This window comes from Allobosea sp. RAF48 (assembly GCF_052114025.1).
Lineage (GTDB): Bacteria > Pseudomonadota > Alphaproteobacteria > Rhizobiales > Beijerinckiaceae > Allobosea.
The window spans coordinates 449,024-469,423 of the sequence record NZ_JBFRDZ010000003.1; the positions used below are offsets into that span (position 1 = coordinate 449,024).

19 protein-coding genes are annotated in these 20,400 nt (G+C 67.4%); 13 read left to right on the forward strand and 6 right to left on the reverse strand.

Features of this window, described 5'->3' with window-relative positions; genetic code table 11:
* The first annotated feature begins 16 nt into the window (after window positions 1–16).
* The 3 genes from AB4Z10_RS08400 to AB4Z10_RS08410 are packed head-to-tail and all read left to right on the forward strand — an operon-like array spanning window position 17 to window position 2,318.
* A complete protein-coding gene (locus AB4Z10_RS08400; RefSeq protein WP_441469927.1) occupies window positions 17–418 on the forward strand; it encodes a 6-pyruvoyl trahydropterin synthase family protein in 402 nt (133 codons plus the stop codon).
* Window positions 415–1,479, forward strand: coding sequence for a glycosyltransferase family 4 protein (locus AB4Z10_RS08405; RefSeq protein WP_441469928.1), 1,065 nt, complete (start codon window positions 415–417; stop codon window positions 1,477–1,479). Before AB4Z10_RS08400 ends, AB4Z10_RS08405 begins: the two co-directional genes overlap by 4 nt.
* On the forward strand, window positions 1,479–2,318 hold the full coding sequence (locus AB4Z10_RS08410) for a class I SAM-dependent methyltransferase (RefSeq protein ID WP_441469929.1): 840 nt from the start codon (window positions 1,479–1,481) through the stop codon (window positions 2,316–2,318). The genes AB4Z10_RS08405 and AB4Z10_RS08410 overlap by 1 nt, the downstream gene beginning before the upstream one ends.
* A 58-nt stretch (window positions 2,319–2,376) precedes the next feature.
* Here the strand turns inward: AB4Z10_RS08410 and AB4Z10_RS08415 are convergent, their stop codons facing one another.
* Window positions 2,377–2,940, reverse strand: a complete 564-nt coding sequence (locus AB4Z10_RS08415; protein ID WP_441469930.1) for a cytochrome b — start codon at window positions 2,938–2,940, stop codon at window positions 2,377–2,379.
* Between the two features lie 242 nt (window positions 2,941–3,182).
* Here AB4Z10_RS08415 and ribA point away from each other — a divergent pair, with 242 nt between their 5' ends.
* The 3 genes from ribA to AB4Z10_RS08430 all read left to right on the forward strand — a co-directional run bounded on the left by ribA (window position 3,183) and on the right by AB4Z10_RS08430 (window position 8,342).
* Window positions 3,183–4,310 carry a GTP cyclohydrolase II RibA gene (gene ribA / locus AB4Z10_RS08420; protein WP_441469931.1) on the forward strand — a complete coding sequence of 376 codons (1,128 nt, stop codon included), beginning with the start codon at window positions 3,183–3,185 and terminating at the stop codon, window positions 4,308–4,310.
* 31 nt (window positions 4,311–4,341) lie between these two features.
* Window positions 4,342–6,708 carry a hypothetical protein gene (locus AB4Z10_RS08425; protein ID WP_441469932.1) on the forward strand — a complete coding sequence of 789 codons (2,367 nt, stop codon included), beginning with the start codon at window positions 4,342–4,344 and terminating at the stop codon, window positions 6,706–6,708.
* Between the two features lie 101 nt (window positions 6,709–6,809).
* Complete coding sequence (locus AB4Z10_RS08430; protein WP_441469933.1) at window positions 6,810–8,342, forward strand: MFS transporter; 1,533 nt, start codon at window positions 6,810–6,812, stop codon at window positions 8,340–8,342.
* A gap of 15 nt (window positions 8,343–8,357) precedes the next feature.
* On the opposite strand, the gene AB4Z10_RS08435 is transcribed toward AB4Z10_RS08430, so the two are convergent.
* The 4 genes from AB4Z10_RS08435 to AB4Z10_RS08450 all read right to left on the reverse strand — a co-directional run bounded on the left by AB4Z10_RS08435 (window position 8,358) and on the right by AB4Z10_RS08450 (window position 12,217).
* Complete coding sequence (locus tag AB4Z10_RS08435) at window positions 8,358–9,218, reverse strand: TIGR01459 family HAD-type hydrolase (protein WP_441469934.1); 861 nt, start codon at window positions 9,216–9,218, stop codon at window positions 8,358–8,360.
* On the reverse strand, window positions 9,218–10,156 hold the full coding sequence (locus tag AB4Z10_RS08440) for a sugar kinase (protein ID WP_441469935.1): 939 nt from the start codon (window positions 10,154–10,156) through the stop codon (window positions 9,218–9,220). Before AB4Z10_RS08440 ends, AB4Z10_RS08435 begins: the two co-directional genes overlap by 1 nt.
* A 127-nt stretch (window positions 10,157–10,283) precedes the next feature.
* Window positions 10,284–11,528, reverse strand: a complete 1,245-nt coding sequence (locus AB4Z10_RS08445; RefSeq protein ID WP_441469936.1) for a coiled-coil domain-containing protein — start codon at window positions 11,526–11,528, stop codon at window positions 10,284–10,286.
* A 101-nt stretch (window positions 11,529–11,629) separates the two neighbouring features.
* A complete protein-coding gene (locus AB4Z10_RS08450; RefSeq protein WP_441469937.1) occupies window positions 11,630–12,217 on the reverse strand; it encodes a DUF1134 domain-containing protein in 588 nt (195 codons plus the stop codon).
* 472 nt (window positions 12,218–12,689) lie between these two features.
* On the opposite strand from AB4Z10_RS08450, the gene AB4Z10_RS08455 reads away from it, so the two are divergent.
* Complete coding sequence (locus AB4Z10_RS08455) at window positions 12,690–13,070, forward strand: YHS domain-containing (seleno)protein (RefSeq protein WP_441469938.1); 381 nt, start codon at window positions 12,690–12,692, stop codon at window positions 13,068–13,070.
* 6 nt (window positions 13,071–13,076) lie between these two features.
* Here AB4Z10_RS08455 and AB4Z10_RS08460 read toward each other — a convergent pair whose 3' ends face one another.
* A complete protein-coding gene (locus tag AB4Z10_RS08460) occupies window positions 13,077–13,910 on the reverse strand; it encodes a 3'(2'),5'-bisphosphate nucleotidase CysQ family protein (RefSeq protein WP_441469939.1) in 834 nt (277 codons plus the stop codon).
* A gap of 126 nt (window positions 13,911–14,036) precedes the next feature.
* On the opposite strand from AB4Z10_RS08460, the gene chpT reads away from it, so the two are divergent.
* The 6 genes from chpT (at window position 14,037) to AB4Z10_RS08490 (ending at window position 20,337) form a co-directional block, all read left to right on the forward strand.
* Window positions 14,037–14,678: a histidine phosphotransferase ChpT gene (chpT, locus tag AB4Z10_RS08465; RefSeq protein ID WP_441469940.1), complete on the forward strand. Its 642-nt coding sequence runs from the start codon at window positions 14,037–14,039 to the stop codon at window positions 14,676–14,678.
* Window positions 14,679–14,770: 92 nt separating this feature from the next.
* Window positions 14,771–17,377 carry a hybrid sensor histidine kinase/response regulator gene (locus AB4Z10_RS08470; RefSeq protein ID WP_441469941.1) on the forward strand — a complete coding sequence of 869 codons (2,607 nt, stop codon included), beginning with the start codon at window positions 14,771–14,773 and terminating at the stop codon, window positions 17,375–17,377.
* Window positions 17,374–17,871: a chemotaxis protein CheW gene (locus tag AB4Z10_RS08475; RefSeq protein WP_441469942.1), complete on the forward strand. Its 498-nt coding sequence runs from the start codon at window positions 17,374–17,376 to the stop codon at window positions 17,869–17,871. Before AB4Z10_RS08470 ends, AB4Z10_RS08475 begins: the two co-directional genes overlap by 4 nt.
* Before the next feature lie 30 nt (window positions 17,872–17,901).
* Entirely contained in the window at window positions 17,902–18,267 is a 366-nt protein-coding gene (locus AB4Z10_RS08480) for a response regulator (protein WP_038359309.1), read from the forward strand.
* Window positions 18,268–18,340: 73 nt separating this feature from the next.
* The gene (cheB, locus tag AB4Z10_RS08485) at window positions 18,341–19,453 is read left to right on the forward strand and encodes a chemotaxis-specific protein-glutamate methyltransferase CheB (RefSeq protein WP_441469943.1); all 1,113 of its coding nucleotides are present in this window, start codon (window positions 18,341–18,343) and stop codon (window positions 19,451–19,453) included.
* Window positions 19,450–20,337 carry a CheR family methyltransferase gene (locus AB4Z10_RS08490; RefSeq protein WP_441469944.1) on the forward strand — a complete coding sequence of 296 codons (888 nt, stop codon included), beginning with the start codon at window positions 19,450–19,452 and terminating at the stop codon, window positions 20,335–20,337. Before cheB ends, AB4Z10_RS08490 begins: the two co-directional genes overlap by 4 nt.
* Window positions 20,338–20,400: the final 63 nt, after the last annotated feature.

Sequence of the window (20,400 nt, forward strand, 5' to 3'; positions counted from 1 at the left end):
TTATCGAGGAGATCGCATGTTTTCCATCGAAGTCCGCGACCGCATCATGATCGGCCACTCGCTGCCCGATCCCTTCTTCGGTCCCGCGCAGAACATGCATGGCGCGACCTTCGTGGTCGACGTCGCCTTCTTCCGTGAGGCGCTGAACCGGCAAAATGTGGTCGTCGACATCGGCGCCGCACTCGACGTGCTCGGCAAGACCCTGAAGCCGCTCAACTACCAGAACCTCGACGCCCTCCCGCAATTCGCCGGGGTCCTGACCACCACCGAATTCCTCTGCAAGCACATCTTCGATGCCATGGCCGCCGCCGCGAAATCCGGCGCGCTCGGCGCCGATGGCGCCGGCCTGGCGAAGATCCGCGTCACGCTCCATGAGACCGACCTCGCCCGCGCCAGCTACGAGGGCTCTGTGGCGTGAGCGCCATCATCTTCGCCATCCCCGGCGACATCGACCTGCCGACCGGCGGCTATGGCTACGACCGGCGATTGCTGCGGGAATGGCGCGAGATGGGTATCGAGGCCCGGCATCTGGCCTTGCCGGGCAGCTTTCCCTTCCCCAAGGAAGCCGACCTCGCCGCGACGGAACGGCTGCTGGCTGCGACAGCACCGGATGACATCCTGCTGGTCGACGGCCTCGCCTTCGGCGCCTTTCCCGAAGCACTCGCGGCACGCTTCGCCGACCGGCTCGTCGCGCTTGTCCACCACCCGCTCGCGCTCGAAACGGGCCTCGAAGCCGCCCAGGCGATGGCGCTGCGCGCGAGCGAACGCGCCGCTCTCAGCCATGCTCGCTCCGTCGCGGTGACGAGTCCGGCCACGGCAACGGTTTTGAGCGCGGAGTTCGGCGTCCCCGAGAACCGCATTTTCGTCGCCGTTCCCGGTGTCGATCACGCACAGCGAGCGACCGGCAGCCGTAGCGATCAGCCGCTGCAGTTGCTCGCAGTCGGCTCCCTGATTCCGCGCAAGGGCTATGATGTCCTGATCGAGGCGCTCAGGCGGATCGCCGATCGCGACTGGTATCTCACCATCGCCGGCTCGCCCGACTACGCGCCGGGAACCGCCGCCGCGATCGACGCCCAGATCCGCTCGGCCGGGCTGACGGACCGTATCTTGCTTGCCGGCGCCGTGCGGCCGGAAAACCTCGGTAAACTTTATGACGGTGCTGATCTTTTCGTCATGCCCTCGCTCTACGAGGGCTACGGCATGGTGTTGACGGAGGCCCTCGCGCGCGGGTTGCCGATCGTCTGTAGCCTGAGCGGCGCGGGCGCTGATGCCTTGCCGGCGGACGCTGCTCTCAAAGTGCCGCCCGGCGACGTTGTGGCACTTGCCAAGGCGCTCGCGAGGCTGATTGATGCGCCGGCTGAGCGCCGGCAACGTGCCGACGCCGCATGGGCAGGGGCCGGCGCCTTGCCATGCTGGCAGGACACCGCCCGCATCGTCGCGCGGGCCTGCCACAGCGACGGCAGCCGGGAGGTGGGGTGATGGCTGGTTTCTCTCCGGAATGGCTCGCCTTGCGCGAGCCTGCCGATCATGCGGCGCGCAATCCGCAGGTGCTTGCTACGGTCGGCGCATATTTCTCCGACAGATCTTCGCTCTCGGTCCTCGATCTCGGCTGCGGCGCCGGCTCGAATCTGCGTGCCTCCTACGCCGCCCTGCCCGACCATCAGCACTGGACGCTGGTGGATCACGATGCCGATCTGCTCGCCCATGCGCGCAGCCGCCTGACCGATTGGGCCGACGAAGCACGCGAGCAGGGCGAGGAACTCGTCCTCGCCAAGGGCGAAAAGCTGATCAGCGTGGATACTCGCCGGGTCGATCTCGACAAAGACCTCGACTGGGTGCTGGGCTGGCGGCCAGACCTCGTGACGGCAGCGGCTCTCTTCGACCTCACCTCGCGGCGCTGGATCGAGCGCTTCGTCGCCGCGCTCGCGAGCCAGCGCCTGCCGCTCTATGCCGTGCTGACCTATGACGGCCGCGAGGGCTGGCAGCCGGAGCACCCCGCCGATACCGGCATCCACGCCGCCTTCGTTGACCACCAGCGTGGCGACAAGGGCTTCGGCCCCTCCGCCGGCCCAGAGGCCTGCGAGATCATGGCCGAGGCGTTCCGCAAGACCGGCTTCGCGGTTTCGATGGGCGACAGCAGCTGGCTGATCGACGGCGCTCGCGCCGATCTGCGCGGAGCCCTGGCCGAGGGCATCGCGGAGGCCGTGCGCGAAACCGGGCGGGTCGACCCGGCGACCGTCGAGGCCTGGCTCGCCGCGCGCCGGGAAGCCGGGTCCGCGCGGATCGGCCATCAGGACCTTTGGGCACGCCCGGTCTGAGGCTTCACCTCGACAGGGAGCTGGATCGCCATCCCGTGTCCGGGCGACACGGGGCGAGCTAGCCGGTCCCCGGCCACATCCGGCGCAGGACGCCATCCTTGCGGATGAAGCGGTGATAGAGCACCGCCGCGATATGCAGAACTGCAAGAGCGCCGAGCGTCAATGCAAGCTTGCCGTGGATGCCGAGCACCCGGTGGGCCGCCGCCTCATTCGGCTGCGTCAGCGCCGGCAGGTTGAACAGGTCGAACACCCTCAGCGCCGGAAACAGCGAAACGCCGGTCCAGCCCAGCAGCGGCACCACGAGGAGCAGCCCGTAAAGCAGCCAGTGGGCGAGGTGCGAGCCGGCCTTCTGCCACCATTCCAGCGTCGGCTCGTCCGCAGGCGCGCCATGCAGAAGACGGTAGATCAGCCGCCCCGCCGTCAGCCACAGCAGCAGGAATCCGGTCAATTTATGAGCGCTGTAAAGGCCGTTGGTCAGCCCGTCCCAGAGGTGCAGGACGTTGCCGCGATAGCTCATCGTCACCCCGACCGGGATCATCACGAAAACGGCGATCACGGTGATCCAGTGCAGGCTGCGGGCTGTCGCGCTGTAGCGCTCGCCGGGCGCAATCTCCTTCGACATCGATCGTTCTTCTCCGGGCGTTGCCGCTAGGGAAAGCATTCATCCCACGTTCAAGCTCACCAGCCTATACGACGCTGCTCTGGTCAGGTTCCCGTTCTTGGTTCCTGAGCGCTTGCGCGCCATGGAACCGTGCCCTGACGGGAACGTTGCTGGAAGGGCGGATCAAGAACCCCTATATCGTTCCGCGATGGTGCCTCTGACGCTCCTCGGCCGTTTGCCGGCCCAATCTGACGGACTTCCCGATGCCTGAGTCGCGTACGCTCTTCGGCCCCTCCCTCGAAACTGCTCTCGTGAAGGTGGACCGGGCAATCGCCGAGTTTCGTGCCGGGCGCCCCGTCCTGCTGAGGGACGGCGGTCGGAACGCGCTCGCCCTGTCTGCCGAGCTGGCCGAAGAGAGGCTCGTGCAAGGTCTCAATGAGCTCGCGCATGGCTGTGGCCATCTTGTCCTGAGCGGCGCCCGGCTGCGCCGCCTGGGAGCCAAGGGGCGCAGCGAAAGCGGCATTTTTGCCCTGCCCACGATCGACCTCGGCCGCATCGAGACGCTTGCCCTCAAGATCGATGCGCGGATGGACGCGCCGATCGCGCCCGCTTCCGGGCTCGACGAGGCCGCACTGGAACTGGCCCGCCTGTCCCTCGTCCTGCCGGCGGTCATCGTGGCGCCGGTCAATGCCGCCGACATCGCCGGCGAGCCGCTGGTCGAGGTCACGGTCGAAGCGGTCAACGGCTATCGCGCTGAGCAGGCTGCTTCGCTGAAGATCGTCGGCCGCGCGCCCGTGCCGCTCGAAGGGGCGCCGGAGACCGAGTTCGTGGTCTTCCGCGGTGGCGAGGGACTGCGCGATCAGGTTGCGATCATCGTCGGCAAGCCCGATCTGCAGGCGGCCGTTCCGGTGCGTCTCCACTCCGCCTGCCTGACCGGCGATCTCTTCGGTTCGCTGAAATGCGATTGCGGCGACCAGCTGCGCGAGACCGTGCAATGGATGGCGGAGAACAGCGGCGGCATCCTGCTCTATCTCGACCAGGAAGGCCGCGGCAACGGCATCTCCAACAAGATGCGGGCCTACAAGCTGCAGAGCCAGGGCTGGGACACCTATGATGCCGACGAGGTGCTCGGCTTCGACCTCGACCAGCGCCATTTCGATTTCGCGGCGACCATGCTGAAGCAACTCGGCGTCTCCAGCGTCGTGGCGCTCACCAACAATCCGCAGAAGATCGGCGCGATTCAGGCCGCGGGTCTCGAGGTTGCCGCCAGCCAGCGCGTGCTGGGCCGCCCGAACGCCCACAACGTCCGCTACCTCGCGTCGAAGCGCGACCGCGCCGGCCATTTCATCGACATGGACGCGCTGATGGCGCGCGCCGCGCCGACGGATTGACGGCGTTTCCGATTGCGGTCAGGCCAGGCTGATGCCCGTGCCCGAAACAATATCGACCGAAAGCCATCCGACACGCTGGCCACTCGCCAGCGTGTTCTGCATCGTCTTCCTATGCTGGCTGGCCTTGTCCTGGCCCTGGCTCTCAGGCGCCGTCACCATCCCCTGGGACGCCAAGGCCCATTTCCACCCCCAGCTTCAGTTCCTCGCCGATAGCTGGCATCGCGGGCTCTCCCCGTTCTGGACGCCTTACGTCTTCTCCGGCTCGCCGCAGGTCGCCGATCCGCAGTCGCTGATCTTCTCGCCTTCCTTCGCCCTGATCGCCGCGCTCAATCCCGCGCCCGATTTCCGCTGGAGCGACGGCGCGGTGCTCGGCACGCTGCTCGTCGGCGCGCTGGCGATCGTCCTGATCTTCCGCGACCGCGGCTGGCATCCCGCCGGCGCCCTCGTCGCGGCCCTCTCCTTCGCCTTCGGCGCCGCGGCCGCCTGGCGAATCCAGCATGTCGGGCAGGTGCTGAGCCTCGGCTATTTCGCCGTCACCCTGTTTCTGCTCTCCCGCGCGCTGGAGCGCGGCTCGATCGGCTACGGCTTCGCCGCCGGGGTGGTCTCGGGCTTCATGGTGCTCGGCCGCGACCAGGTCGCGCTGATCGGCGTCTACGTCCTTGCCGGGCTGGTCATCGCCGCCATCCTGATGGCGCGCAACCCCTGGCGCGCCTTCCGCGCGAGCCTGCTGCCGCTGCTTGCCGGCGCGCTCGGCGCCATTCTGGTCGCCACCATCCCCATCCTGCTGACCGCCTTCATCGCGCAGGAATCGAACCGTCCCGCGATCGATTTCGTCGAAGCCGGCAAGGGCTCGCTGCACCCAGCCGCGCTGCTCACCGGCCTGATCGCCAATCTCTACGGCGCGGCCGGGCCGCTCGCGGATTTCTGGGGTGCGCCGAGCCCGGCCTGGGAGGCCCGCTTCGGCCCGCTCGGGCTCTTTCTCGCCCGCAATATGAGCGAGCTTTATCTCGGCTTGCTACCGATGGGGCTGATCATCACCATCGGCCTCGTCCGCGGTGCGCTCTGGCGGCGCGAAATCGTCGCGCTCAGTGGCGCGGCGCTGATCGTCCTGCTCTATGCGCTCGGCCGCTACACCCCCGCCTTCCGGCTGCTGTTCGAGTTGCCGGGCGTCAGCTTCTACCGCCGCCCAGCCGACGCGCTCTTCATCCTCGGCGCCCTGCTCGCCATCCTCGGCGGCTACCTGACCCATCTCGTCATGACCGGCACGGCGCCGAAGGCGCGGCGCTGGCAGATCGCCCTGGAAGCGCTCATCTTCGCCGGAGCGCTCGCTGTCGCCCTCTGGCTCGCCTGGACGGTCGGGCGCATCCCGGTCGCCGTCTCGCCGCTTGTCGTTGCGCTCCTCTGCGGCATGCTCTCGCTTGGAAGCATCGTCGCCGCGCGCGGCCTGGCCCAGCGCGGCTCGGCGCTCGCGGCCACCATCGTCCTGGCTGTAACGCTCGTTGTGGACCTTTCGGCCAATAACGGCCCGAGTGAATCCACCGCCCTGCCGCCACAGATGTATGACGTGCTGCGCAAGAACAGCACGAACGAGACCATCGCGCTTCTCAAGCGCGAAACCGCGCGCACCGCCGCGCCCGACCGGCGTGACCGCATCGAGCTCGCCGCCATCGACTTCCACTGGCCCAATGCCAGCCTCGTCCACGAGCTCGACAACACGCTCGGCTACAACCCGCTGCGGCTCGGCCTCTACAGCAAGGCGACCGGCGCCGGCGACCATGTCGCGCTGCCCGATCAGCGCACCTTCTCTGCCCTGATGCCTGGCTATCGCTCCCTGCTGGCCGACATGCTGGGCCTGCGCTTCATCGCGACCGGCGTGCCGGTCGAGCAGATCGACAAGCGGCTGAAACCAGGGGACCTCCGCCAGATCGCCCGTACCAAGGATGCCTATATCTACGAGAACCCGCGCGCCCTGCCGCGTGTCCTGCTCGTCACCGAGGCGCAGAAGGCCGATTTCGACGCCATCCTGACGAGCGGTCAATGGCCGGCCGGCTTCGATCCCCGCCGAACCGTCCTGCTCGACCGCGATCCGCCGCCGCTTGCCACGGGCGCGATCGGGCCGGCCACGGTCGCAATCCGCGACTACGGCACGACCACGGTGACGCTCGCCGTCGATGCGCCCCGCGGCGGCTATCTCGTCCTCAACGATGTCTGGCACCACTGGTGGCGGGTGGAGGTCGACGATCGGCCGGCGGAGCTGCTGCGTGCCAACGTGCTTTTCCGGGCCGCCGTCGTCCCGCCGGGGAAATCCACGGTGCGTTTCGTGTTCCGCCCGATCGACGGTCTCTACGAGGACATCCTCGCGCGTTTGCGCAATCTCGCGGTAACCCGGCAGGGATAACGCGGCATCGGGCGCAGGGACCCTGCCGCCCTCTCCTGCCAGATTCGGCCGTACTCTCATGAGAAATGGCTGGTCCGGATACCAGAGACTGCGAGTGAACTATGACGTCGGCACCCGTTTTGGGCCAGGATGAAGGAAAGGCGACACGTCGCGAATGGCTTGGCCTGCTCGCGATCGCCCTGCCCTGCATGATCTATTCGATGGACCTGACGGTGCTGAACCTCGCCGTACCGACGCTGACCCGCGACCTGAAGCCGAGCGCGAGCCAGCTGCTGTGGATCATCGACATCTACGGCTTCATGGTCGCCGGCTTCCTGATGACCATGGGCACGCTCGGGGACCGCATCGGGCGCAGGCGGTTGCTGATGATCGGCGCCGCCTTCTTCGGAGTGGCTTCAACCGTCGCTGCCTTCTCCAACAGCGCCGAGATGCTGATCGGCATGCGCGCCGTCCTTGGCATCGCCGGGGCGACGCTCGCTCCCTCGACGCTCTCGCTGATCACCGTGATGTTCACCGACGAGAAGGAACGCACCTTCGCGATCTCGATGTGGATCGCGAGCTTCTCGGTCGGCGCCATCATCGGGCCTGTCGTCGGCGGCTTCCTGATCGAGTATTTCTGGTGGGGCTCTGCCTTCCTGATCGCCGTGCCACCGATGCTGCTGCTGCTCGCCATCGGCCCGATTCTGCTGCCTGAATATCGCGCGCCGAACGCCGGCCGCATCGACATCCTCAGCGCCCTGCTCTCGCTCGCGGCGGTGCTCGGGCTTGTCTACGGCATCAAGCACTGGGCGGCGGACGGCTTCGACTGGCAGGCTGCCGCATCAATCATCGCCGGGCTCGGCTTTGTACTGCTCTTCCTGCGGCGACAGGCCCGTCTTGCCGACCCGATGATCGATCTCGCCATGTTCCGCATCCCGGCCTTCCGGGCAGCGTTGGCGATCAACCTCGCCGGCATCCTGTTCATGTTCGGCAGCTTCGTCTTCCTGGCGCAGTATTTTCAGCTCGTCGCCGGACTGACGCCGCTGCAGGCCGGCCTCTGGTCCTTGCCCTCGGCCATCGCCTTCACGCTGGCCTCCTTCGTGACGCCGAGCCTCGTCGGGCGCTTCGCACCAGCGACGCTCATGGCGGGCGGCATGGCGGTCTCGGCGCTCGGCTTCGTCTGGCTCGTCTTTGCCCCGAGCCTCGTGCAGATCGTCGCCGCCTCGGTGGTGTTCTCGATCGGCTTCACGCCGGTGATCACGCTGACGACGGGCATCGTCGTCGGCTCGGCCCCACCGGAACGCACGGGTGCTGCTTCGGCCATGTCGGAAACCAGCGTCGAGCTCGGCGGAGCGCTCGGCATCGCCGTGCTCGGCAGCCTCGGCGCCGCGCTCTATCGCAACCGCATGGCGGATCTCGTCGTGCCCGGCTTCAGCCCGGAAGCGCTGGCTCCGGCGCGCTCGACATTGGGCGGCGCTCTGGCCTTCGCAGCCGGGCTCGCGCCCGATCAGGCCGCGCCGATGCTGGCGCAGGCGAGCGAGGCTTTCATGCTCGGCTTCCGCGCGGCGGCGATCCTCTCGATCGTCGGCATGCTCTTCTGCATCGTCGTCACGCTGACGACGCTGCGCGACGCACGCGCGGGGGACGCCCACTGAGCCGTGGCGGGCTGCTCAGGCCAGAGCGCCCATCGCCGCGATCGGCCGGACCGGCAGCCCGTCCAGCACCCTGGCGAGCCCGGAAGGGTCGACCTCGCCGCCGTGCATCGTCTCGTCGCGATGGATGCCGCCGGCGATGAACAGGCTGTCGAAGCCCATCAGCCGTGCGCCGGCGAGATCGGTCCTGACGGCGTCGCCGATCACCAGAACCTTGCCGGGCTCGACAGTGCGGCCGCCGCGCGCCTCGGCGGCGGCTGCGAGCGCGAGGTCATAGGCCGGGCGATAAGGCTTGCCGGCCCAGGCGACCGTGCCACCCAGCTCCTCGTAGATCGTCGCAAGCGAACCGGCGCAGGGCAGCAGATCCTCGCCGACATGCACGACGAGATCGGGATTGCCGCAGATGAAAGGCAGGCCGCGCCGGGCGAAGCCCTCAAGCAGCGGCCGGTACTGTTCCGGCGTCTCGTTGCGGTAATCGTTGAGTTCGGTCGCCACGACGATGTCGGCCTGTTCCTCGCCAACCAGCTCGACATCGAGCCCGGCGAAAACGGCCCGATCGCTCTGCCAGCCGATATGGTAGACGCGCTTGTGATGGCTCTCCGCGATCAGCGCCCGCGTGACATCGCCGGACGTGACGAGCCGGTTCCAGGCCTCGCGCGGCACGCGCTTGGTGTCGAGCAGCCCGGCCACCTGCTCGGACGGTCCGGGAGCGTTGGAGAGCAGCGCAACCGTTCCGCCGTGCTCGCGGAAGGCGATCAATGCCTCGCAGGCCGGCTCCAGCGCCCAGAGCCCGTCATGGACGACGCCCCAGACATCGCTGATCAGCACATCGTAGCGGGCGAGCAGATCGCCCGCGCGCTTCAGGATCGGAACGGTCATCAGCTCTTGGCCTCGGCAATGATGCGTGCTTCGACCTCGGCCCGATGCGGCAGGGGCGCAACGGCACCATATCCTTGCGTCGACAGCGCCGCGGCGACATTGGCATAGGCGCCCGCCGCGAAGGCATCGCCCGTGCGCAGATATTCCGCGAGGAAGGCGCCGTCATAGCAATCGCCTGCCCCGGTCGCGTCGATGGCATCGACCTTGATCGGACGGAAGCGCTCGCGCCGGACCGGTGTCGCGACGAGTGACCCCTCATGGCCGAGCGTCAGCGCCACGACCCGCGCGCCGAGGCCGAGATAGAAATCGACAATGGCGTCGGGGTTGTTGAGCCCGGTCAGCTGCGTCGCATCGTCAAGCCCGGGCAAGACGATGTCGGCCATGGCGCAAGCGGCGTGGATGATCGCCCGCGCGCGGGTCAGCGGCCAGAGCTTAAGGCGCAGATTGGTGTCGTAGGCGGTCAGCACGCCGGCCTTGCGGGCCGTCTCGAAGGCCTCGAACACGGCGTCGCAGGCCCCGGCCGAAATGGCCTGGCTGATGCCGGAGGCCTGGATGATGCGGGCCGAGCGGATGAGATCGCGCGGCAGGTCGCGCGGGCCATAGAGGCTCGCGGCCGAACCGGCCCGCAGATAGGAGAAGACATGGCCGGACGGGCCGTGATCGACGAAGTAGAGGCCCGTCGGCGCCGTCGGATGCGTCGCGACATGGGCGTCGTTGACACCCTCGCGCTTCCACAACGCCCGGATCGAATGGCCCGCGCTGTCGTCGCCGAGCGCCCCGAGATAGCCGACCGACATGCCCTGCCGGGCCGCCGCAACCGCACAATTCGAGGTGTCGCCGCCATGCCCGAACAGGAAGGCCCCGGTCTCGGCCCGGGTGGCGTTGAACTCGCCGAGCGGCTCGCCCAGGCACAGAAGATCGATTTGGCTGTCCGTCACGATTCAAAACCATTCGGGTGAGGTCGGCGCGCCAGGAGGCGCGGCCTTCCTAAAGCATCGGGCTGAAAAGAGGAAATCGCTTTTCGAAGCGATCCGGACCACACGAATGGGTGCGGTATGTGCAGCGCTACTCAGCAGCCTCGCGTTTCGGCGAAAGACTCATCAAGCGGTCGGCCAGCCGGACGATCTCCTCGCGCAAGGCCGCATTCGACTGTGCGCCCGATGCCGCTTTGCGCAGATTCGACATTTCGCCCAGAAGCTGGCTCCGGTCTTCGCGGGCCTGGCTGAGCGCGCCTTCCAGCGTCTGAAGCTCGGCGTGCAGAAGCTCGATCTGACCTTCTCGTTCGCGCTGGCTGTCCTGCAAGGCGGTTATCTCTTCCTGTTTGCGCTGGCGCAGATCGGCCAGCTCGTCCTTCGCGACCACCAGGGCCTGTTCAAGGCCATCCGCCCTGCCCTGCAAGGCTTCATGGTCGGACCTCGTCTGCTCCAGCCGTGCGCCGAGCTGCTGCGCCTCGACGGCGGCCGCGCTGGCGCGCGCATCGGCTGCCGCCAGCCCAGCCTCGGCCTGCTCGGCCCGGGCGGAGAAAGCGCCGGCGCGAATCTGTTCGCCGTCACGCTCGCCCGTCATCGCTTTCAACGACGCCTCGCTGCGGGCCAGCCGATCCTCGACGCCCGCCAGTCTCCCGGCAAGCTCGTCGCGCTTGCCCTGGAGAACCATGATCCGGGTGCGGTCCTCTACCAGCGCCACGCGCAGCTTCTCATGCTCGTCGCGGATCGCCGCCAATTCCGTCTCGCGTTCGGCAAGGAGCTTCTCGATCCTTCCGAGCGTCTCGCGCTCCCGCGCGAGCTCGCCGTCGCGCATACTCAGATCGGCGCCGGTGCCGGTCAGAGCCTGCCGTGTCTCCGCCAGGTTCTGCTCCAGGCTCGCCAGATCGGCGAGCCGCTTCTCCAGCGCCGCGGCCGTTTCGCCATGGCCCGCCTGTTCTTGTTCGAGGGTTCTTCGCGTGTCGCCGAGCTCGGCCCGGGTCGTCGCGAGTACGCTTTCCAGTTCTGCAATCCGCGTGTCGCGCTCGCTGCGCTCGCGCTCCAGCCGGCCGATCGTCATGTCCCGGCGGCCGAGCTCCTGCATCGCCCCGGCCTTGGCGGCAAAGCCACGCTCGGCCTCCTGCTCGACGGAACGCATGCGCAGGGCGAATTCGGCGCGCAGATGGTCACGGTCGGCTGCGATCTCTCCCAGCGAGAGCGGGAAGGCTGCCTCGGCCCGCTTGCGCGCCAGCCGATCGGCACGCCGGGCGAGCGCCGGCACCGCGGCCAGTGCGAGCAGCGCCGCACAAAGGAAGCCGAGCGCGAACAGCATGGCGGCTTCGATCAAGACCCAGCACTCCCGAACGAGGCGTGGACACAGGCTATGGCCGAATCTGCCACGCCCGCGCCGCCAAGGCCAGTTCTAGTCACCCGCTCGAGGTCGGGAGGCTAGAACGGATTCCACGTCGCCTGCGGCGTGAACTTGAGGTAGCCGAGATTGACGCCGAGCCGCCAGCCGACGCCGGTGCGGATCGGCACGACGGTGATGCCCTCAGCCGTCATGGCGGTGAAACCGAAGCCGCCGATGAAATAGGCCGAGCCGTCGACGCCGGCGAAGCGCTGGTAGAGCGCATCCACCGCCGGCAGGTTATAGACCAGCATCATCGTGCGCGCGCCTTCGCCACCGAAGTCGAAGCCGATCGAAGGCCCCTGCCAGAACACCCTGCGGTCGCCGGCATTGCGGGTGTAGAGCTGGCCCTCGCCGAAGCGCAGCCCGCCGACAAAGGCGCCGGCGGCTTCCTGGCCGAGCACGTAGCCATTGGGCTCACCCCAGCGCCGCACGGCCTCCTCGATGGTGAGCGCGAGACCGCGCGACACGTTGCCGAAGAACTTGTGGCCCGACGAGACCAGCTCGTTCTGCGAGAAGGAGCGCTGCTCGTTGTAGTTCTGTGCGAACGCCGGGGCGGACAGGCCGGTGAGGCCCGTTCCGGCTACGGCGAGACCGCCCTTGATGAGACTGCGGCGGGTCTGGTTCATATGCTAGATCTCCGGACAGTGAGTCCGGCGAAGCCGGACGCCAGAACGGTTTGATCGCCCGGCCTCGCGACGCCGGATCCGGTTGCGGGGCAACCTGTTCCGGACGCGTGCGATGCAGGCCAGACGGCGGGCCGATTCTGGGCTGTCCGCCGTTCGCGCAGGCGTCGAAAAAGCAACGCCTAGCGAATACGAATCAATTCGGTAACCAGTTTGATACGCCGTAAATCTATCCAAGGCGTGAAAATTCCGGAGAGCCGAGCGGCCCTGGATTGCGGGATTGCGAGGATTTGCCGGGATGAAGGCCGCAACAAGGCAACGCTGCAGCGCGACCTGCACCGGCGTTGCCCTTCTCTTCCTTGCCGTCTCCGTGACATCTGCCAACACCACGTCAGCCGAGCCGGTTCTTCCGGCTTCGTCGGGAGCACCGGGACTGCCGACCGGGCTGCCTTCCCTGCCTTCGCTGGGCGAAGTGATGCAGCGCGACCTGCGCACCGGCCTGGCCATCAATGGCTTTGACCCGGTGTCCTATCGCTTCGGCAGCAGGCCTTCGGCCGGCCTCCCCGAGCACGAGCTCATCCACGAGGGTGTGGTCTGGCGCTTCGCCTCACAGGCCAATCTCGAGGCTTTCCGCGATGCACCGGGCATCTACGCGCCCGCTTTCGCCGGCTTCGACCCGACGGGCGTTGCCAATGGCGTCGCCGTCGACAGCGACCCCGGCCAATACGCGATCATCGGCTCGCGGCTGTTCCTGTTCCGCTCGGCGGAAAACCGCCAGCGTTTCCTGCAGGACGCGGCGCTCCTGGCCCAAGCCGAAGATCGCTGGAAATCGGTGCTGCGCGTCGTCGCCCGCTGAGAGCTCTCAGCAACCGGTATCGCCGGCGATGGCACGCCGCGCCAGCGCCTCGCTCGACGCCGCCACGAAAGGCGGATTGCGGAACTGCCGTTCGCTCACGCCGTAATGCGGCAAGGCGCCGTCAAGCGTCAGCACCACTCCGCCCGCCGCCGAGAGAATGGCGTCGCCGGCTGCGATATCCCACTCCATGGTCTGGCCACAGCGGACATGGAGATCCGCCTCGCCCGAAGCGATCATCCCGAACTTCACGGCCGACGAGACCGGGATGCCCTTGTTGCAGCACATCGACGCGGCAATGCCGTCGCTGCGGCCATCGCCGTGAAAGCGACTGACCAACGCCACCGGCCCGTCGCTGGGCAAAGCGCGTACAGCCGCGCGGCGCGCTTCCCCGTGCACGGTTCCGTCGGCCGCGAAATCCTGCACATAGGCGTGCTCGCCGGCGAACCAGAGGCGGCCGATGGCAGGAGCGGCAATCGCGCCCGCGATCGGCCTGCCGTCACGGATCACCGCAATCGCGACGCAGTAGCTGTCGCCGCCGGCCAGGAACTCGCGCGTGCCGTCCAGCGGATCGAGCAAGATGAAAACCTCGCCAGGCGCGACGCTGTCGACCGTTTCCTCGCTGATGACGGGAAATCCCGGGCACAGGCGAGCAAGCGCATCCTTCGCTGCGTGATCGGCAGCCAGATCCGCCGAGCAGACCGGCGAGCCGTCCTGCTTGAGCGTCACATCGCGCGCCGCCCGCTTCGCCAGCAGGACCGTCGCACTGATTCTGGCAGCTTCCGCGAGCTTGCGCCCCAGCCCGTCGCAATCGCGCAGGCGGGGATCGTCACGGCCGATCATGGCGGCCCTTCCTTCGAACATTGGCCCGATATATGGCGATTAACCACATGAAAACCAAGATGGCAGCATATCTGGCGGCATTGCCGCCCTACCCTCGGCGCATCGCCATCCCAGGATTTCGCCCCCATGACCGCCATCTCGCTCGACTCGCTCGACCTGGCCGCTCTTCTCTGCAGCCGCGTCTGCCATGACGTGATCAGCCCGGTCGGTGCGATTGTCAACGCGCTGGAGGTTCTCGAGGAAGATGATCCGTCGATGCGCGATTTTGCGCTGGAGCTGATCAAGAAGAGCGCCCGCAACGCCTCGGCCCGCCTGCAGTTCGCGCGCCTCGCCTTCGGCGCGGCCGGCTCGGCCGGCGCAATGATCGATCTCGGCGATGCCGGAAACGTCGCCAACGGCTTCCTGAACGACGAGAAGCTTTCGCTCGACTGGGAGGCGCCGCGCGCCCTGCTGCCGAAGAATCAGGTCAAGCTGCTGCTGAACCTGCTGGTCATCGCCGCGCAGGCCGTGCCGCGCGGCGGCAAGCTGATCTCGCGGGCCAGCGTCGAGGGGGAACAGGGCAGCTTCGAGATCAAAGCCACGGGCTCACATGCCCGCATCCCCGCCCATGTCGAGGATCTGCTCGCCGGCAATGCGCCGGGCGGGACGATCGACGCCCATGCCGTCCAGCCGGTCTACACCGGCATGGTGGCACGCGCTGCCGGGATGGAGGTTTCCGTCGCGATCGACGGGGAGACCGTGACCATCAAGGCAGCCAAGGCGGCCTGAAACCGAAATCAGTCGAAGGGCGATCTCAACCGATCATAAACCCTTCTCGTGCTTTGGTTCCTGGAGGGTTTCGCGTTGAGTGATGTTCCTGCATGGACGAGTTGCTGCAAGAGTTCCTGACCGAGACCGGCGAGAACCTCGATACGGTCGATCGGGAGCTCGTCCGCTTCGAGCAGGACCCGAACGACCGGGACATCCTGCGCAACATCTTCAGGCTTGTTCACACCGTAAAGGGAACCTGCGGCTTCATCGGCCTGCCGCGGCTCGAGGCTCTCACCCACGCGGCCGAGTCAGTGATCGGGCAGTTCCGTGACGGCGCAACGGTGAAGCCCACCGCCGTCACCGCCATCCTCGAAACCATCGACCGCATCAAGGACATACTCGCCGAGCTGGCCGAGAAAGGGCTGGAGCCGGAGGGCGACGACGAGACGCTGATCCGCGAGCTGCAGGCTCTGGCAGAGCGAGCCAAGGGCGAACTCAACCACGCGCACCCGGTCGACCAGCCGGTCGATCCCGTCGCCGCCTATCTCGCCCGGCACGGCCAGACCGACGCCACGGCCGCGACTGACGACATCGTCTTTCGCAGCGCGCCAGAGCCGCAGCGGGACCGCAACGGCCGCATCGAGAGCGGCGAAAGTCCCGCACCTTCCGAAGATGTCCCTTCGTCCTCGCGAACCGGCGGCCCCGCGACCCTGCGTGTCAATGTCGACACGATCGAGCATCTGATGACCATGGTCTCCGAGCTCGTTCTGACACGCAACCAGCTCCTCGACGTCTCCCGCCAGCAGGAGGACGCCAAGCTCAAGGCACCGCTGCAGCGCCTCTCGCTGATCACCGCCGAGCTGCAGGACGGCGTGATGAAGACGCGCATGCAGCCGATCGGCAACGCCTGGTCGAAGCTGCCGCGCATCGTGCGCGACCTCAGCGCCGAACTCGGCAAGCGCATCGAACTCGTGACCGATGGTGCGGAAACCGAGCTCGACCGGCAGATCCTCGACCTGATCAAGGACCCGCTCATCCACATGGTCCGCAACTGCGCCGACCATGCGATCGAGCTTCCGGCGGAGCGCCGGGCAGCCGGGAAGCCCGAACAGGGCACGATCCGGCTTTCCGCCTACCATGAGGGCGGCTCCGTCACGATCTCGATCGCGGATGACGGACGCGGGCTCGATGTCGGACGCATCCGGAACAAGGCCATCGCCCGGGGCCTTGCGACCGAAGCCGAGATCGAGAAGCTCGGCGACGCCCAGATCAGCCGCTTCATCTTCCTGCCCGGCTTCTCGACGGCGGATAACGTGACGGCGGTTTCCGGCCGCGGCGTCGGAATGGACGTGGTCAAGGCCAACGTCGATTCGATCGGCGGGATGATCGACGTCGCCAGCCGTCCCGGCCTCGGCACCACCATCACCATCAAGATCCCGCTGACGCTCGCAATCATCTCCGCCCTGATCGTTGTGGCGGGCAATGACCGCTACGCGATCCCCCAGATCGCGGTGCGCGAGCTCGTCCGGGTGAAGGCGGGCGACGACAACCGCATCGAGGAGATCAACGGCGCCCCGGTCCTGCGACTGCGCGGACGCCTGCTGCCGATCATTTCGCTTCCCGAGCTGATGGGCGCGCCCAAGGCCGCGGAAGGTGAAGGCTTCATCGTCATCACCCAGATCGGGGAGCGACAATTCGGAATCCTCGTCGACAGCGTCTTCCACACCGAGGAAATCGTGGTGAAGCCGATGTCGAGCAAGCTGCGCCACATCCCGCTCTTCTCCGGCAATACCATCCTCGGCGACGGAGCCGTCGTGCTGATCGTCGACCCCAACGGCGTCGCCAGCCTGGTCGGCGCGGCCCTGTCGGGCGAGGTGGAAGCGAAGCAGCATGCCGCACCCGCCCATGAGCAAGCGAGCGAGAAGACGACGATGCTCGTCTTCCGGACCGGAGCCGGCAGCCTCCAGGCGCTGCCTCTGTCGTTGGTGACGCGGCTCGAGGAGGTCGATGCCGACCAGTTCCAGCGCGGCGGCGGCCGCACTTTGCTGCACTATCGCGGACGCCTTGTGCCCGTCACGCCACTCGCGGAAACGCAGCTGCGCAGCAAGGGCATCCAGCCACTGGTCATCGTCTCGGACGGCGATCTGACCGTCGCGCTTGCGGTCGAAGCCATCGTCGACATCGTCGAGGACAGTTTCGACCTCGAAATGGCCGCGAGCGGCGAACGCGGCGTGATCGGCTCGGCCATGATCCGGGGCCGGGCCACCGATATCGTCGATCTCGCCCATTACCTGCCGCTGAACGAGCCCGGCTGGTTTGCCGTGCGGCGCAGCTCAGCGCCCTCCGCCCGTGTCCTGCTGATCGAGCCGTCGGATTTCCTGCGGGAAATGCTGAGCCCGATCCTGAAGGCGTCCGGCCACACCATCACCATGGCAGCCGATTTCGACCTCGATCCCTCCGCAGCCGGCGAGCCGTTCGGCATCGTCCTGCTCGATCTCGATCGGCAGATCGAAGCGGCCTTCGCCTTCGCCGCTACACTGCGCGCGCGGGCCGGAAGCGAGCGCCTGCGCATCCTCGGCCTCACCACCTGCGCGACCCCCGATCTGCACATGCGCGCCGTACAGGCCGGTCTCGACGATATCGTTGCGAAATTCGATCGCCGGGCCCTGCTGAGCGAGCTGAACGCCGGCGGTGCGGATATGAGGCAGGCAGCATGACCCTTCCCGGACCCGACAAGGCGCAGCAGGCGGCCTCCGCCGGTTTCGGCGATTCGCTCGACTACGTGACGATCCGGATCGGCGAGCAGTTGCTCGGGCTCCCGATCGGGCGCGTACAGGATGTCTTCATCACCGACCGCATCACGCTCGTGCCCCGCGCCCCGAGCGAGATCGTCGGCCTGCTGAATCTGCGTGGGCGCATCGTTACCGCGATCTGCCTGCGCAAGCGGCTCGGCCGGACGGTTCCGGATGCACAGCGGCAAGGCGAGCTGACGGCGATCGGCATCGACCATCGCGGCGAGGCCTACGCCCTGATCGTCGACGCCGTCGGCGAGGTGATCCGGCTGGACCGTTCCACCTTCGAGCCGCTGCCCGTTCATCTCGATCGCGTCTGGACCGCGTTGGCGACCGGCGTTCACCGGCTCGCCGACGAACTCCTCGTCATACTCGATCTCGATGCTGTCCTCGATCTTGATCTTCCCGCCGCGGCCTGAAGCGCGGCCACAGAGTTTTGGAGACAGACCATGAAATATTGCCTCGTCGTCGATGACTCAGCGGTGATCCGCAAGGTCGCACGCCGAATCCTGGAAGGCCTGCAGTTCCGCATCGCCGAAGCCGAGGATGGTGCGCGCGCCATCGATGCGTGCAAGGGCGAGATGCCGGACGCCGTACTGCTCGACTGGAACATGCCGATCATGGACGGCTACGAGTTCCTGCGCACGCTGCGCCAGATGCCGGGCGGCAAGCGGCCGAAGGTCGTCTTCTGCACCACGGAGAACGACATCGCCCATATCGCGCGCGCCATGCATGCGGGCGCTGACGAGTACATCATGAAGCCCTTCGACAAGGAAATCGTGGCGTCGAAGTTCCATCAGGTCGGTCTGCTCTGAGCAGTCCGGCGCCGGTCTGGATGCCCGATCTCCGTCGCTCGGCATCGCCGATCCAGCAAGCAGCATGAGCATGATGGCGTCCCGCCCCCTTCCGGCTCCGCCGACCCGGCACAAGACGGTCGTGATTGCCGACGATTCCGTCGTCGTCCGCGGGCTTTTCGCCCGCTGGCTGGGGGAAGCCGGCCATTTTCACGTCGTGGCGGTGGCCGGGGACGGCGAGACCGCGGTCGCCCATGCGACCCGCTACAAGCCGGACGTCATGGTGCTCGATCTCGACATGCCGGGCGTCGGCGGGGCAGCCGCACTGCCACAGATCCTCAAGGAAAGCCCCAATACCGGTGTCCTGCTCGCCGCCACGCTGAACGAGCGCAACACCCGCATCGCGCTCGAATGCATGACCAAGGGCGCGATGGACGTCGTCTCGAAGCCTGACAGCCGCGCCGGCATGACGCTGTCCCTCGATTTCCGCAGCGAGTTTCTGCTCAAGCTCGGCAACATCGCCCATACGGCGGCGCGACCGGGCTCGTTGCCGCCGGAGGTCGACATCGTCGATCTGCCACATGGCGGCCCCGTCAATCTGCGCCCCCTGGTTTCGGTGATGCCGCGCTACCTCGTGATCGGCGCCTCGACCGGCGGGCCGCGCGCTGTCGCCAAGGTGCTCTTCGATATCGGCGAAGGCCTTCACGACCTGACGACGCTGGTCGTCCAGCACATGCCGCCGCTGTTCACGGCGTCGTTCGCCGAGCAGATCGCGAGCCATATCGGCGTTCCGGCGCGAGAACCCTTCGACGGCGAACGCCTGGTGCGCGGAACCGTCTACGTCGCACCCGGAGGCCGCCATCTGGGCATCGACCGCCGGCTCGGCCACATCGTCGCACGGATCGGCGACGAGGCGCCGGTCAACTTCTGCCGGCCCGCCGTCGACGTGCTGTTCAACGATGCTGCCCGCCATCTCGGCGCGGCGACGATGGGCCTCGTTCTCACCGGAATGGGCAGCGACGGCACAGAAGGTGCCGGTGCCCTGCGCAAAGCCGGAGCGGCGGTTCTGGCCCAGGACGAGCCGAGCAGCACGATCTGGGGCATGCCGGGCTCGGTCGTGCGTGCGCGCCATGCCAGCACCGTAATCGCGCTCGACGAGATCGGCGCCTCCGTCCGCTGCCTCGTGCGCGGGGTGCAGCCTGCATGACCGAGACCGATTTCGCATTCCTGCGGCTGCTGTTGCAGCAGCGCTCGGGCCTGTCGCTGACAGCCGACAAGCAGTATCTGGCGGAAAGCCGCCTGAGCATCCTGTGCCGCCGGCGCGGCATCGCCGATATCGCGACGCTGATCGGCCAGTTGCGGCTCGGCCGCGATCGCACGCTGGAAAATGTCGTCGTCGATGCGATGACGACGAACGAGACGCTCTTCTTCCGCGACCGCACGCCGTTCGACCTGTTCCGCGACGTGATCCTGCCCGAGCGCATGGCGGCGAACGCTGCCAGCCGCTCGCTGCGCATCTGGTGCGCCGCCGTGTCGAGCGGCCAGGAGGCCTATTCGCTGGCCATGATCATCCACGACCTCGCCGACCGCCTTGCCGGCTGGAAGGTCGAGATCATCGGCACGGATATCTCGTCGGAGATTCTCGAGAAGGCCCGCTCGGGCATCTACAGCCAGTTCGAGATGCAGCGCGGCCTGCCGATCCAGATGCTGCTGAAGCATTTCGAGCAGCGCGGCGACAAATGGCAGATCTCGGAGCGGCTGCGCGGAATGGTCGATTTCCGCCACCACAATTTGCTGGAGCGGAACGATCATTTCGGCCGGTTTGACGTGATCTTCTGCCGCAACGTGCTGATCTATTTCGACGTGCCGACGAAGGTGAAGGTGCTGGAATTGCTGACCCCGCGCCTCGCCCCTGACGGAGCTTTCGTGCTCGGCGCCGCGGAAACGGTTCTCGGACTTGCCACCAGGCTGACCTGCGACCCCGAGCATCGGGGCCTTTACCGCCAGGCTGCCCTCGCTCCGCAGCCGCACGCCGCCGCGCCGCTCGGCAGCCGCACCTCTGCGCGACCGCTTGCGAGCTGGCGCGCCTGAGCGCCGGACGACCGCAACATCGTCACCATCGACGGTCGGCCAAAACAAAAACCCCGCCTCGCG

Bases quoted from the DNA above. Each gene is read 5' to 3' on its own strand.
- AB4Z10_RS08455 (WP_441469938.1), top strand. From the start codon at position 12,690: ATGCAGCGCGACCTGCGCACCGGCCTGGCCATCAATGGCTTTGACCCG.
- AB4Z10_RS08425 (WP_441469932.1), top strand. From the start codon at position 4,342: ATGCCCGTGCCCGAAACAATATCGACCGAAAGCCATCCGACACGCTGG.
- chpT (WP_441469940.1), top strand. From the start codon at position 14,037: ATGACCGCCATCTCGCTCGACTCGCTCGACCTGGCCGCTCTTCTCTGC.
- AB4Z10_RS08450 (WP_441469937.1), bottom strand. From the start codon at position 12,217: ATGAACCAGACCCGCCGCAGTCTCATCAAGGGCGGTCTCGCCGTAGCC.
- AB4Z10_RS08435 (WP_441469934.1), bottom strand. From the start codon at position 9,218: ATGACCGTTCCGATCCTGAAGCGCGCGGGCGATCTGCTCGCCCGCTAC.
- ribA (WP_441469931.1), top strand. From the start codon at position 3,183: ATGCCTGAGTCGCGTACGCTCTTCGGCCCCTCCCTCGAAACTGCTCTC.
- AB4Z10_RS08400 (WP_441469927.1), top strand. From the start codon at position 17: ATGTTTTCCATCGAAGTCCGCGACCGCATCATGATCGGCCACTCGCTG.
- AB4Z10_RS08460 (WP_441469939.1), bottom strand. From the start codon at position 13,910: ATGATCGGCCGTGACGATCCCCGCCTGCGCGATTGCGACGGGCTGGGG.
- AB4Z10_RS08490 (WP_441469944.1), top strand. From the start codon at position 19,450: ATGACCGAGACCGATTTCGCATTCCTGCGGCTGCTGTTGCAGCAGCGC.
- AB4Z10_RS08415 (WP_441469930.1), bottom strand. From the start codon at position 2,940: ATGTCGAAGGAGATTGCGCCCGGCGAGCGCTACAGCGCGACAGCCCGC.
- AB4Z10_RS08470 (WP_441469941.1), top strand. From the start codon at position 14,771: ATGGACGAGTTGCTGCAAGAGTTCCTGACCGAGACCGGCGAGAACCTC.
- cheB (WP_441469943.1), top strand. From the start codon at position 18,341: ATGGCGTCCCGCCCCCTTCCGGCTCCGCCGACCCGGCACAAGACGGTC.
- AB4Z10_RS08430 (WP_441469933.1), top strand. From the start codon at position 6,810: ATGACGTCGGCACCCGTTTTGGGCCAGGATGAAGGAAAGGCGACACGT.
- AB4Z10_RS08480 (WP_038359309.1), top strand. From the start codon at position 17,902: ATGAAATATTGCCTCGTCGTCGATGACTCAGCGGTGATCCGCAAGGTC.
- AB4Z10_RS08475 (WP_441469942.1), top strand. From the start codon at position 17,374: ATGACCCTTCCCGGACCCGACAAGGCGCAGCAGGCGGCCTCCGCCGGT.
- AB4Z10_RS08410 (WP_441469929.1), top strand. From the start codon at position 1,479: ATGGCTGGTTTCTCTCCGGAATGGCTCGCCTTGCGCGAGCCTGCCGAT.